Source organism: Parvibaculum sp. (assembly GCF_030694575.1).
Classification (GTDB): domain Bacteria; phylum Pseudomonadota; class Alphaproteobacteria; order Parvibaculales; family Parvibaculaceae; genus Parvibaculum.
In genome coordinates, this window is record NZ_JAUYUS010000040.1 from 1 (window position 1) to 13,647 (window position 13,647).

General features: G+C 65.5%; 10 protein-coding genes and 1 pseudogene. 8 read left to right on the plus strand and 3 right to left on the minus strand.

Annotated elements, in window-relative coordinates; genetic code table 11:
- On the minus strand, positions 1–1,424 hold a 1,424-nt coding region (locus tag Q8S60_RS06580), incomplete at its 3' end, for an N-acetylmuramoyl-L-alanine amidase (protein WP_305668443.1).
- A gap of 862 nt (positions 1,425–2,286) precedes the next feature.
- On the opposite strand from Q8S60_RS06580, the gene Q8S60_RS06585 reads away from it, so the two are divergent.
- Positions 2,287–4,881: a ribonuclease E/G gene (locus tag Q8S60_RS06585; RefSeq protein WP_305277570.1), complete on the plus strand. Its 2,595-nt coding sequence runs from the start codon at positions 2,287–2,289 to the stop codon at positions 4,879–4,881.
- A gap of 120 nt (positions 4,882–5,001) precedes the next feature.
- On the opposite strand, the gene Q8S60_RS06590 is transcribed toward Q8S60_RS06585, so the two are convergent.
- Positions 5,002–6,537, minus strand: a complete 1,536-nt coding sequence (locus Q8S60_RS06590; RefSeq protein ID WP_305277569.1) for a gamma-glutamyltransferase — start codon at positions 6,535–6,537, stop codon at positions 5,002–5,004.
- Between the two features lie 286 nt (positions 6,538–6,823).
- Between Q8S60_RS06590 and Q8S60_RS06595 the strand changes: the two genes are divergently transcribed.
- The 7 genes from Q8S60_RS06595 to Q8S60_RS06625 all read left to right on the plus strand — a co-directional run bounded on the left by Q8S60_RS06595 (position 6,824) and on the right by Q8S60_RS06625 (position 13,185).
- The gene (locus Q8S60_RS06595; RefSeq protein ID WP_305277568.1) at positions 6,824–8,140 is read left to right on the plus strand and encodes a M48 family metalloprotease; all 1,317 of its coding nucleotides are present in this window, start codon (positions 6,824–6,826) and stop codon (positions 8,138–8,140) included.
- A 40-nt stretch (positions 8,141–8,180) separates the two neighbouring features.
- Entirely contained in the window at positions 8,181–8,972 is a 792-nt protein-coding gene (locus Q8S60_RS06600) for a DsbA family protein (RefSeq protein ID WP_305277567.1), read from the plus strand.
- A gap of 62 nt (positions 8,973–9,034) precedes the next feature.
- Entirely contained in the window at positions 9,035–10,021 is a 987-nt protein-coding gene (locus Q8S60_RS06605) for a fatty acid desaturase (RefSeq protein WP_305277566.1), read from the plus strand.
- 84 nt (positions 10,022–10,105) lie between these two features.
- Positions 10,106–11,137 (plus strand): class 1 fructose-bisphosphatase, encoded by a 1,032-nt coding sequence (locus tag Q8S60_RS06610; protein ID WP_305277565.1) that lies wholly within the window; start codon positions 10,106–10,108, stop codon positions 11,135–11,137.
- A gap of 114 nt (positions 11,138–11,251) precedes the next feature.
- Positions 11,252–11,785 carry a hypothetical protein gene (locus Q8S60_RS06615; RefSeq protein ID WP_305668444.1) on the plus strand — a complete coding sequence of 178 codons (534 nt, stop codon included), beginning with the start codon at positions 11,252–11,254 and terminating at the stop codon, positions 11,783–11,785.
- 9 nt (positions 11,786–11,794) lie between these two features.
- A complete protein-coding gene (locus Q8S60_RS06620; protein WP_305277563.1) occupies positions 11,795–12,244 on the plus strand; it encodes a DUF421 domain-containing protein in 450 nt (149 codons plus the stop codon).
- A 53-nt stretch (positions 12,245–12,297) separates the two neighbouring features.
- Entirely contained in the window at positions 12,298–13,185 is an 888-nt protein-coding gene (locus tag Q8S60_RS06625) for a GNAT family N-acetyltransferase (RefSeq protein ID WP_305277562.1), read from the plus strand.
- Positions 13,186–13,299: 114 nt separating this feature from the next.
- Here the strand turns inward: Q8S60_RS06625 and Q8S60_RS06630 are convergent.
- Positions 13,300–13,647, minus strand: a pseudogene (locus tag Q8S60_RS06630) (thiazole synthase); the annotation flags it as partial.

Genomic DNA, 13,647 nt, shown 5'->3' on the forward strand with positions numbered 1-13,647 from the left:
CCTTCCGCGAGGCGGTCGCCGAAATAGCGGTCGACGGCGCGGGAGAAGACGCGGGCCATGTTGGCGCGCCATGCGGGCGAGGTGATGAGCTTCTCGTCCTCGGTATTGGTGAGGAAGCCGAGCTCGATCAGCACGGAGGGCACGTCCGGCGCCTTCAGCACGACGAAACCGGCAAAGCGATGGGCCGGGTCGAGCGTCGCGGTGTTCTGGCTCGCATAGTCGACGATCGACTTGGCGAAGCGCGAGGAATAGTTCTTGGTCTCGCGCTGGGCGAGGTCGATCAGGATGCCGGTGACTTCCGGGCTTTCGCCCTGGAGGTCGAGGCCGGCGATGAGGTCGGACTGGTTTTCCTTGCGCGCGAGCGCGGCGGCTTCCGCGTCCGACGCGTTTTCCGACAGGGTGTAGACGGAAAGGCCGCGCACATTGGGCTTCTGGATCGCGTCGGCATGGACGGAGATGAAGAGGTCCGCCTTGTGCTGGCGCGCGATGGCGACGCGCTGGCGCAGCGGCAGGAAGATGTCGGTCTCGCGCGTCAGATGAACGTCGTAGCGGCCGGAGGAGCGCAGTTCTTCGGCAAGCTGTTTGGCGAAGGCGAGCACGACTGTCTTTTCATAGACGCCGCTGCGGCCCTGCGTGCCCGGATCGACGCCGCCATGACCGGCATCGATGACGACGACGCGGCGGCGCTCGAGGCGCTGGGCGGGCGGGCTGATCGGAACGGCGGCGACTTTCGCCATTTCCTCGGCGGCCTCGACGGCGGCGGCCTTCTCGCCCTCGGGCAGGCCCGAATTCGCGGCGAAGCTCGTGGCGTCGGTCGAAGCGAGGTCGAGCACGATGCGGCGGCCGAAGCCCGCCTGCGGATCGAGCACGAAATTGCGCGCAACGCTGACGGGCTGCGCCACGTCGATGACGACGCGGTAGGTGTTGGCCTGGAAGCGGCCGTAGCGATAGCCGGAGACGAAGCCCTTACCCTTCTCCGCCGGCTCCTCGACGAGATGGAACGGCACGCCCGAGATGTCGATGACGACGCGGTAGGGATCGGAAAGGGTGAAGACCCGGTAGTCGGCGGTGGCGTTTCCCGACAGTTCGAGCACGAAGCGGGTCTGCTCGCCATGATCGCCGAGGCGGATGGAGGTGACGGCGGCGCCACCCGCGGGCGGCGAGACGGGCGCAACGGGCACGGCCGCGCCGTCGCGGAGCGCGCCGGTTTCGAGCGCGTCGTTTACGCGGGCCGCATCCTTGAGCGAGGCATCGAGCGTGCGGGGGCCGAGGGCGGCGTTGCGGAGGTCGTTTTCGAGGTCGGCCTGGATGAGATCGTTCAGATCGTCGGCGCGGACGGTGCCGGTGGCGGACAGGACGGCAAAGGCGGCGAACAGGCAGGCAAAAAGCGTCAGGCGCAGGCCCCGCCCTCCTACTGTCCCCATGTCACGCCTGCCGACCCTCATGAATACCGCCGTAGCGCCCCCGCATCAGCCTTGCCGGTTATCAGGGGGAACGCCACATTTCGGGGAATTACGCCCGGCGACGCCCCCCGGAACAACTCCCGGAGGCGGTTATGGGTGCCTTATCAAGAAACCCAAATCACTATTAAGGCCAGATTACTTCAAAATTGGTTATCGCGTCCAAAATTTACGAATTTTCAATGGGTAGAATGGTTAATAACAGCCCAATAGACAGCGCCTATACCGCGCCGCTTGCCAAATCAGAGCGGCGAAAGGTACAAACAGGCACTGGCCGGTCATGGTGCTCCGAGGAGCATCCGGCTCACCCGCCCCATTTTCAGGCGGGACCAAATTTCGGGCAAACCGTCGCGCGCCGGACTCACCCCTTTAAAGGGCGATGCCGGTAGCGGGCCGCGCGGGCCCGGCGATCTCCTTAACGGCTGTTCCCGCAACGGACGCCGCCGGAAAAAGCCAAAGCGCGCATTCGGAAAGTTACACGCTCGTTCCGCCAGCCGGCATTCGGCACGGCGATCCGACGAGCGCCGCCGGCACCCGGCGTCTTGATGGGTGCACCAAAAGGTTGAGATGCACGACGCCGTCAGAACACACACCGGCCGGCCGACAGCACGGAAGCTTTCCGTGACCGGCTTCGGACCGGCTATGTGCCCGGCAGCGCGAGTTGTCCCCGCCCCTTCATTACACACCCTGTCCGGTCCTTCCGCGGCGCGCCTCGACGGCGCCGGCGCGGCCGACCGGGCCCAAACAACAGGCGCCCGCGCGCGACTGGACGGACGCACAATCCTGCGACCGGCTCCGCGCCGCCTGCGCCACGGAGAATTTCCATATGGGAAAGAAGATGCTGATCGATGCGGCCCACCCCGAAGAAACCCGGGTGGTGGTCGTAAGCGGCAATCGCGTTGAAGAGTTCGATTTCGAGTCAGAAAACAGGAAACAGCTTCGAGGAAATATCTATCTAGCCAAGGTTACGCGCGTCGAACCGTCGCTTCAGGCGGCGTTCGTCGAATATGGCGGTAACCGTCACGGCTTCCTCGCCTTCAGCGAAATCCATCCCGACTACTACCAGATCCCGGTGGCCGACCGCGAAGCCCTGCTGAAGCAGCAGGCCGACGAGGCGCGCCGCGAGAAGGAAGAAGAGGACGACGACGACGCGGAAGCGGAAGCGCCGGCCGCGAAGACCAACGGGAACGGAAACGGCGGAAACGACGCCGAGGATTCGGGCGACGACCACAGCGGCGACATCGAGCGCGGCGAAACCGAGACCGTTCTCTCCGACGAGACGGTCGAGAGCGTCGGCGCGGAAGACGCGATGGAAGAAGCCGCTCCGCGCAAGCAGCGGATCAACTACCGCTCCTACAAGATCCAGGAAGTCATCAAGCGGCGTCAGATCCTGCTGGTGCAGGTCGTGAAGGAAGAGCGCGGCAACAAGGGCGCGGCTCTCACCACCTATCTCTCGCTCGCCGGACGCTATTGCGTGCTGATGCCGAACACGGCACGCGGCGGCGGCATCTCCCGCAAGATCACCGTGGCGACGGACCGCAAGAAGCTCAAGGGCATCGCGGAATCGCTCGACGTGCCGGAAGGCATGGGCCTTATCGTCCGCACGGCGGGCGCCAAGCGCACCAAGGCGGAAATCAAGCGCGACTACGAATACCTGCTGCGCATGTGGGAAAGCGTGCGCGAACTGACGCTGAAATCGACGGCGCCGAGCCTCGTCTACGAGGAAGGCAGCCTCATCAAGCGGTCGATCCGCGATCTTTACGACAAGGACATCGACACTATCCAGATCGAGGGCGACGAAGGCTACCGCGAAGCCAAGAACTTCATGCGGATGCTGATGCCTAGCCATGCGAAGAACGTGCAGCCCTACAAGGAAACGCAGCCGCTCTTCCAGAAATTCGGCATCGAGCAACAGCTCGACGCGATGCTCGAACCGAGCGTTACGCTGAAATCCGGCGGCTATATCGTCATCAATCCGACGGAAGCGCTGGTCTCGATCGACGTGAACTCGGGCCGTTCCACCAAGGAGCGGAACATCGAGCAGACGGCGCTCAAGACCAATCTCGAAGCGGCCGAGGAAATCACGCGGCAGATGCGTCTGCGCGATCTCGCCGGTCTCGTCGTCATCGACTTCATCGACATGGACGAGAACCGCAACAACCGCGCGGTCGAACGCAAGCTCAAGGACTGCCTGAAGACGGACCGCGCGCGCATCCAGGTGGGCCGTATCAGCCATTTCGGTCTTCTGGAAATGTCGCGCCAGCGGATGCGCTCCGGCGTGCTGGAAGGCTCGACGGTCATCTGCCAGCACTGCAAGGGCACGGGGCTGGTGCGCTCGGTCGAATCCATGGCGCTGCATGTACTGCGCGGCGTGGAAGCCGAAGCGATCAAGGGACGCGCCGCTGCTTTCACCGTGAAAGTGCCCGCCGTCGTCGCGATCTACATCCTGAACCAGAAGCGCGCGAAAATCCTCGACGTCGAGGAACGCTACGGCACGTCGGTCTATATCGAAGCCGATGCGACGCTGACAGGTTCCGATCACCGGATCGAGCCGGCGGAAGCCCGCGCGCTGACGCGGACAAGGCCGGCGCAAGGCGCGATCAACATCGAAAGCGGCTACACGGACGAAGAAGAACCCGCGATCGCGGAGATCGAGGACGAGGCGGAAGACGAAGCCGAGGCCGACGCGGAAGAGACGCCCGGCGGGCGCTCCGACGAGGGCCGCGCGGAAGCGAACGGCGACGGCGCGGACGGACAGCGGCGCCGCAAACGCCGCCGGCGGAAGCGCAAGCCGGAAGGCGAAGCGCGGGCCGATGGCGAGAAGCCGCTCGACGCGCAGGGCCATGACGACGATGAAGACGAAGGCGACGAGGCCGGAGAGGCCACGGAAGCCGCGCAAGGTGGCGCCGCCGCCGGCGAGGACGGCGAAGACGGTGCGCGCAAGCGCCGCCGCCGGGGACGCCGCGGCGGACGGCGCAACCGCCGCCGCGCCGACGAAGGCGCGGAGACGAGCGCCGTCGCGGGCGAGGCTTCCGACGACGAGGAGCGCGAGCCCGGCGTGGCCGAGGATGACAGCGACATCGACACCATAGCCGACGAGGCGAGAATTTCGGACGACGAGGTGCCGGTGCTGCTCTCCTATTCGCGCGCAGAGGCGGAGGTTCATTCGCCGAACGATCCGGTGGCGGACGATGAGGAAACCTGGGACGCGGAAGCGGCCGAGGAAGGCGCCTATGCCGAGGTGGACGAAGGCGAGGAAGAAGCCGCCGACGAAGAGCCCGCCGGAGAAGCCGCGCATGAGCAGCGGTCCGTCGAGGAGCCTGTCGCCGAAATGGCCGAAGCGGAAAGCGGCGCGCCGGACGCCGGTGCCGAACCGCGCGAGAGCGAGCCGTCCCGGCGCGGCTGGTGGCAGCGGCGGTAGGTTTTCCGCACACTGAAACAAAAGAAGGGCCCGGAGATTTTCCGGGCCCTTTTTTCATCTTTCCCCCTGCGCCGGCGGGAGGGTGGGAAGAGTAGCCGGCTCCCTGAAGCAACCAGCTCCTTACGAACCCGAGGCGACGGCGGTGATGCCCATGCCGTCGCCGCGCGGGTTTATGCCGAGCGCACAGGAACCGGCGCCTTCGGTGCAGACGATGGCGCCCGCGGGCGAGGCGGCATCGGCGGGCGAGGCCTCGAGCGCGGAGAACGCCGAGGATGTCGAGGCCGCGTTCTTCGCCATGTAGAGGATGGAGGCTGCACCTTTCGGTGCGCCCGCGCCGGCGCCGGCAAAGCGCAGGCGCTCGCCGTTCGCGCCGGTGACGATGACGGGCGCGAGGAAGGCCGAACCGAGGCCGAGCGTGGCGTTGGCAGGCGCGGTGGCGAAGACGATGCCGGTTCCTTCCGCGACGCGGCCGGTGCCGAAGGGGCCGTTCATGGTGACGGCGCAGGCGACCGCCCCGCCCTTTCCATCGATGGCGGCGAAGGCGGTGGAGCCGAAGTCGCGGTCGATGTCCGCCGGCGCGCCGAGGCCGACGGCGGTGCGGCGCGCAATTTCGGCGAGTTCGGCCGGGCTCGCGTCCCCGATATTCGACCAGAGCGCGGCGTTGTAAGCGCCCGCGCCGACCGACGAGGCCGGCAGCCAGAGCGTGCCGGTGCCGGCGTTCAGGGATTGGGCGGGGGCGACGTCCGGCCGGTAATCGCGGAGATCATCCAGACTGAGCGTGCCGCCGGCGGCGGCAGCGGCGTCGACGAGACGGTTCGCCGTCTGGCCGGCATAGAAGCCGCCCACGCCCTGGCTGCGGACCTGCGCGAGCGTCGCCGCCAGCTGGAAGCGGGTGACGACATCGAGTTCGGAGGCGATGGCGCCGCCGGGTGTCATGAAAATTCTGCGGAGCGCAGGCGAGGCGCCGATCGTCGCGGAAGACGCGGCAAGCTGGCGGGCGGTGGCGCGGGAGACGGGCGAGCCGGTCGCCGCGAGACGTTCCGCCGGGCCGACCACCGAACCCCAGGGCAAGCTGCCATAGCGTGCGTGGAGAAGCGCGAAGCCACGAACATTGCCCGGCACGGCGATGGCGCCGCCGCCGCGCGGGTTGCGCGTGAGGAAGGAGATGGTGTCGACTGTGGCCGTGCCGCCCTTGCGGACGAGGCAGATGCCGCCGCCGCCGAGCCCGGCCGCCGCCGGATAGGTGACGGAGAGCCCGAAATAGATGGCCGCCGCCGCGTCGGCCGCATTGCCGCCCTGCTCCAGAACCTGGCGCGCGAGAAGCGCCGCCGCCGGCTCATCCGCAATGGCCGCACCGGCGAACCAGGGATCGGTGCTGTCGGTCTCGCGCACGCCCGCCGTGGTCTGGCGGTCGCGCCGCTCCTGGCCGGTTTCGACGCCGTGGCTGACCGCGGTGAGGCCGATCGGATCGCGCGGGCCGTCGGTGCCGCAGGCAGCAAGGCCGAGCGCCAGCGCCAATACCGCGACACCGGAGCGCAGGCGGCCCCTGCCCCGATTTTCATAGTTAAACCACAATCCGGCGTTTCTCTTCCGCCGGGCTTCCATTTGGGCTTTTCGACGGGTTTCGGTACGGGGCGTGCGGTTGTCTTTCGTCATGTCGACCTTTTTTCGACGCCGGATTCAGAAATCCGGGCCGTTCCATGTAAGATGGGCCGGACAAGATGCCGTCACGGGCCCCGCCATTACCGTTTAGTCGCGAGGAGCCCATAACGTCAACGTGCCCCGGTCTCCCGCAGGCGATCCCGCCTCAAATCGGGCCGCAGGAGAGTGGCGCGAAAAGGACGGCAGGGGAAGAGAAACGCGGGGCCGAGCGCCCCGGAATGTACAGGTTTACGGGAATATGTTGCTGAAAGCAGGGCTACGGAAATCCGGCGCGATGGTCATGAGTGCTCTCATGGGCATGTCGCTCGCCTTTACCGGCGCCACCCCGGCCGCGGCGCAGCGGATATCGCTCATCAGCGATGCCGAAACCGAAAACATGCTGCGGGAATATACCGATCCGATCCTGCGGGCGGCGGGGCTCGACCCCAAGGCGGTGAAGCTGCATCTCGTGAACGACCCGAATCTCAATGCCTTCGTCGCGGCCGGGCAGCAGATGTTCTTCAACACCGGCCTCATTACCACCGTCGAGACGCCCTCCGAACTGATCGGCGTCATCGCCCACGAAACCGGCCATATGGCGGGCGGGCATCTCGTGAAGCGGCGCGAGGAATACGAAAACATGAGCGTGCCGATGATCGCCTCGATGATCCTCGGCGTCGGCGCGATCGCGGCAGGCGCGGGCGATGCGGGCATGGCGATGATCCTGGGCAGCCAGCACATCGCGACGCGGAGCCTGCTCGCCTTCACGCGCGAACAGGAAGCCAGCGCCGACCAGGCGGGCGCGACGTTCCTGGAGCGGGCAGGCATGTCGGGCAAGGGCATGCTCGATCTCTTTTCCACGATGCGGGACCAGGAATTGCTGAGCGAGACGCGGCAGGATCCTTATGCGCGCTCGCATCCGATGTCCGGCGCGCGGCTCGCGGCGCTCGAAGCGCGGGTAACGGAATCGCCCTATTACGACCGTCACGATTCGCCCGAGCGCATCCATCAGTTCAAGATGGTGCAGGCGAAGCTCTACGGTTTCCTCGATGAGCCGAACGCGACCTTCAACCGCTATCCGGTGTCCGACAACAGCGATTACGCGCGGTATGCGCGCGCCGTCGCCTATCACCGCACCGGCCAGCTCGACAAGGCGCTGAACGAAATCGAGCCGCTGGTGGAAAGCGACCCCAAGAACCCCTATATCCGCGAGGTGAAGGGGCAAATCTATTTCGAAAGCGGCAAGGTGGAAGAGGCGATCACAGCCTATCGCGAGGCGGTGGCGCTGCTGCCGGACGAGCAGCTCTATCTCGGCCTCGGCCGGGCGCTGCTGGCGCGCGAGGACAAGGCCTCGGCGGAGGAGGCCGTGAAGCACCTGCAGGCGGCGGCCAAGAGCGGCGATCAGCCCTATGCCTATTACCAGCTCTCCATCGCCTACGGAAAGCTCGACAATATCGGTATGGCGGAACTCGCGACGGCGCAGTATTACGATGCGGCCGGCGCCGTGAAGGAAGCGAAGATGCATGCGATGCGGGCGCAGAAGCTGCTGACGAACGGCAGCCCCGAATGGCTTCGCGCGCAGGATATCGCGGTGCAGCCCAATCCCGGGCGCGGCTGATCCGCACCCGCCCGGACATCAAATCTTACCGAAGAGAGATATGCGCCCTTTTCATCCGCTCCCGTCCAGCCGCCGCGCCAGCGCGACCGGCGCCCTTCTCATTGCATTCGCCATCGCTCTCGGCGCCCTGCTCGCACCGTTTGGCGCGGCGCAGGCGGCCGATGCGCGCTTCGACGCGAAGGACCGCAAGGCGATCGAACAGATCGTGCGCGAATACCTGATCGAGAACCCGGAAGTGCTGATGGAAGCGCTGCGGGTGCTGGAAAAGCGCGACCGGGATGCGACGCTTGCCGAGACGCGCGCCGCGATCGAGAAGCGCCACAAGGACATCTACAACGATCCGGGCGACTTCGTGGCCGGCAATCCCGAAGGCGACGTGACCATCGTCGAGTTCTTCGACTACCAGTGCGGTTACTGCAAGCGGAGCTTCGAGCCGCTGATGGATTTCGTGAAGGCGGACGGCAACGTGCGGCTGATCCTGAAGGAATTTCCGATCCTCGGGCCGGCATCGCTCGAAGCGTCGAAGGCGGCAGTGGCGGCGAAAAAGCAGGGGCTCTATTTCGAGATGCACCGGGCGCTCTACGAGCACAAGGGGCAGCTCGACAGCGAGGCGATCCTCGAGATCGCGAAATCGGCCGGGCTCGACCTGGCGCGGCTGCGCAAGGACATGGAAGACCCGGCCATCGCCGCAATGGTGAGCCGGCACTACGACCTGGCGGAAGCGCTGGGCGTCGACGGCACGCCGGCATTCATCGTCGGCGGCGAACTCTATCCGGGCGCGGCCGACGAAGCGCGGCTGACGGAAATGGTGAAGGCCGCGCGGGGCGGCTGATTGAACTCTCCCGGAAAACCTTCTTTCCGACACACACAGGCCCCGACGGGGCACGGTAACCCATGAACACGAGCATAAAAGACCTTGCGGCCCATTGCGCGCGCTATCGCACGCCGAGCCTCTTCCGGGCCGGGCGGCAGATCGCCACCACGGCCGTTCCGTTCATCGCGCTTTCGGCGGCGATGTATTTCAGCCTCCATGTCGGCTACTGGCTGACGTTCCTGCTGGCGATACCGCTGGCGGGTTGCGCGCTGCGCTTCTTCATCATCCAGCACGATTGCGGGCATGGCTCGTTCTTCGCCTCGAAGCGCGCCAACGACATCACCGGGCGCCTTATCAGCGTGCTGACGATCACGCCTTATGCCTATTGGCGGCGGCTGCACGCGCTGCATCACGCCTCGTCGTCCAATCTGGACCGGCGCGGCTTCGGCGACATCAACACGCTGACGACCGACGAGTACCGGGCGCTGACGCCGATGCGCCGCCTTGCCTACCGCATCTACCGGCATCCGGCGTTCCTGCTGATGATCGGCGGGCCGATCCATTTCCTGGTGCTGCAGCGGCTGCCGCTGACCCTCCGGCGGCCGGCATGGGAGATGTGGAGCAGCGTCATGTTCCACAACCTCGCGATACTTGCCTTTTACGGCACGCTGCTCCTGCTGCTCGGCTGGCTCAACTTCGCGGTGATGGTGGTGCCGGTGCTTGTGGCCGCCGCGGCGATGGGCGTGTGGCTGTTCTATGTGCAGCACCAGTTCGAGACGACGAGCTGGGACACGAGCGACGCCTGGGACCGGCAGAGCGGCGCGCTGCATGGCAGCTCCTATTACGTGCTGCCGCGCGTGCTGCGCTGGTTCACCGGGAATATCGGGCTCCACCACGTCCACCACCTGTGCAGCCATATTCCGAACTACCGCCTGCAGGAATGCCTCGACGCCATGCCCGAGCTGAAATCCATCAACAGGCTGACGATCGTGGAAAGCCTGAGAACGGCCTCGCTGGCGCTGTGGGACCCGAATCAACGCAAACTGGTCGGTTTTCAGGGGGTCTGAGACACCAAAGCATATTTTCCAACCGGCCGGTTCCTGCTATTCGATAGCAGTCCTTCCGCCCACCCCCGAACATGGTTCAAAAGAGTGTCCCAGAGAACGCTGACCCAGTTTCTGATCGAGCAACAGCGCAAGGAAGCCGCGCTGCCCGCCCAACTCCGCCTTCTGGTCGAAATCGTCGCGCGGGCCTGCAAGACGATCAGCCATTGCGTCAACAAGGGCGCGCTGGGCGGCATGCTCGGCAATCTGACGAGCGAGAACGTGCAGGGCGAGGTCCAGAAGAAGCTCGACGTGATCGCCAACGAGAAGCTGCTCGAAGCCAATGAATGGGGCGGCCACCTGGCGGCGATGGCGTCGGAGGAGATGGAGACGATCCATCTCATTCCGAACCGCTATCCCAAGGGCGAATATCTGCTTCTGTTCGATCCCATCGACGGGTCGAGCAATATCGACGTCGACCTTTCCGTCGGCACGATCTTCTCGGTGCTGATGGCGCCGGAAGACGTTTCCGGCCGCGCGGTGACGGAAGATGATTTCCTGCAGCCGGGACGCAAGCAGGTAGCCGCCGGCTATGCGATCTACGGGCCTCAGACGCTGCTGATCCTGTCGGTCGGTACGGGCGTCTACGAGTTCGCGCTCGACCGCGAGATGGGCTCATGGGTGCTGACCAACGAGCGCATGCGCATTCCCTCCGGCAATCGCGAGTTCGCGATCAACATGTCGAACATGCGCCACTGGGCGCCGCCGGTGCGCCGCTATATCGAGGAATGCCTGGCGGGCACGACGGGGCCGCGCGGGGCGAACTTCAACATGCGCTGGACCGCGTCGATGGTGGCGGACATTCACCGCATCCTGAAGCGCGGCGGCATTTTCATGTATCCGTGGGACGCGCGCGAGCCGGACCGGGCGGGCAAGCTGCGCCTGATGTACGAGGCGAACCCGATGGGCTTCCTCATCGAGCAGGCCGGCGGCATGGCCTATGACGGCAATCACCGCATTCTCGAGATCGAGCCGAAGGGCCTGCACCAGCGTGTCGGCGTCGTCATGGGCGACCGCGACGAGGTGAAGCGCGTGGTGGACTATCACCACGAAGCAGGACTGACGAAGCAGGCGATCTGAGAGCCCGGGGACCATACGGAATACCGGGCAAGGGAACTTTCCCGCAGGCGGTACGTTCTTCCGCGGCAGGCGGCCTCCGTTTCCCGTTGAGGCCGGCGCTGGAACAGGCACGCCATGCCCCCGGAAAGCGGCATCTCCCAGAGCGACGAACAGGACTGGCGCAGCCGGTCATATCCGGTCCATGAAGATATGGAGCTGCAACGCACCACCTGGTGGGTGCAGCGCTGCGGCTGGGCTGTGCTCGGCCTGCTGGTGATTGCGTCGCTGCTCGGCCTCTTCTCGCAAGGACCGCTCAGCACGGCCAGCACCACGGGCGCCTCGGGCCGCATGGAAGTCACCTATGACCGCTTCGGACGGAACGGCGCGTCGACGCGCGTCACGATCGTGGTGCGGGACGGCGGCGGCGGGGAAACGGCGATCACCTTCAGCAAGGCGCTGATGGATGCCTTCGCCGTCGACACTGTGCATCCCGCGCCGCGCGAGGAACGCAGCACGCCGGACGGCACCGAATTCGTCTTCGCTTCGGCGGGAGGCGGGCCGCACCGCGTCTATTTCGACGTGCGGCCGGAATCGAGCGGGCTGATCCGGGGCGAGATTTCGCTGCCGAGCGGACCGCGCGCGCGGCTGACCCAGTTCACCTACCCCTAGGAGGCCTGCATGGACGCCGTTCTGCGCGCGGTCGCGATCTATGTGTTTCTCCTGATCATCTTCCGGATTTCCGGCAGGCGAACGCTGGCAGAGATCACCACGTTCGATTTCGTCCTGCTGCTGATCATCGGCGAAGCGACGCAACAGGGATTGCTCGGCGACGACTTCTCGGTGACGAACGCCTTCATCATCATCGTCACGCTCATCTTCGCGGATATCGCGCTGTCACTCTTCAAGGAGCACGTGCCGGCGGCCGGCAAGATGCTCGACGGCGTGCCTATGCTGCTGGTGGAGAATGGCGCGCCCCTGCGCGAGCGGATGAAGAAGGCGCGCGTGGACGAATACGACATCATGGAAGCCGCGCGGCAGTCCCAAGGGCTCGAACGGATGGAGCAGATCAAATATGCGGTGCTGGAAGTGAGCGGCACGATCAGCATCGTGCCGAAGCCGAAGGAGTGAGGCGGGCGGTTTGACGGGCTTCCCGTTGTGGCTAAGCTGGCAGCGGGGGACCGATGACGACCGAACCGAATTTGCCCGGACTGGTTTACCGGTCGCATTATGCGGCCGATACGAAAATGCGGGCGCGGCTCGACGACTTGATCGGGGCGACGTTCAGCCTCGACCTCGGCGCTCTGACGGAGTTCGATTTCCAGGACCCGAGTTTCACGCCCTTCTCCTATTTCGACGAAAGCGGCGCCTGTATCGCCAATGTCGGCGTCTATGCGATGCCGCTGATACTGGACGGCCGCCGCGTGGACGCACTGGCGCTGCAATCGGTTTGCACCGCTCCGGCATGGCGGATGAGGGGACTGTTTCGCGATCTCGTTACCCGGGCGCTCAAATGGTGCGACGAGCGAGCGGACCTCATCATCCTGAAGACCGATACGCCATCGCTCTATCCCCGCTTCGGTTTCAAGGCGCGGTCGCAATCGCGTTTTCGAATGGAGACGGCGGAGACGACACAAGACCGGTCCGTTGAGACAAGGATGCTGGACATTCGCGGCGATGCAGAGCTCGTGAAGCGCCTGTTCCGCGACCGCGCGCCCGTTTCCAACACGCTGGCGCTATCCGACTACGGCACGATTTTCTTTCTGGAAGCGGCAGTGAACCCGGCCTTTGCGCTGCACTATCTGCCGGCATTCGACGCAATGATGGCCACCTGCAAGTCCGCCGACGGCACGTTTCAGATCGACAATATTATCGGGCGGGATATTCCGCCGCTGTCCGCACTCCTCGGCGCGCTGGACGAGATACCGGAAATCGTCGAATTCGGGTTCCCGCCGGACCGGCTCGCTGTCGGGGTGGAAGTCACACCGCTCGAACAGATGGCGCAGATCATGACGCGCGGACCGTTTCTGCCTGACGGAACGCCGTTCCGGGTGCCCGCGAGCGGGATATAGAGGGCGTCATTGCGAGGAGGCCGAAGGCCAACGAAGCAATCCAGGGCCGCAACCACCGAGCCCGCCGCCCTGGATTGCTTCGCTTCGCTCGCAATGACGGCGTGGGGTTGAAGCCTAAATCAGCCCGCCCATCGGCGATGAGGGATCGGCGTAAAGCTTCTTCGGCATTCGGCCCGCGAGATAGGCGAGCCTGCCCGCTTCCACCGCGAGCTTCATCGCCCTCGCCATTTTGATCGGGTCCCTGGCTTCCGCTATCGCCGTGTTCATCAGCACGCCGTCGACGCCCAATTCCATCGCGACCGCGGCGTCGGATGCCGTGCCGACGCCGGCGTCGACCAGAACGGGGACTTTCGACTGTTCGACGATCAGGCGGATGTTGATCGGGTTCTGGATGCCGAGGCCGGAGCCGATGGGGGCGGCGAGCGGCATGATCGCGCAGCAGCCCATCTCTTCCAGCTTCTT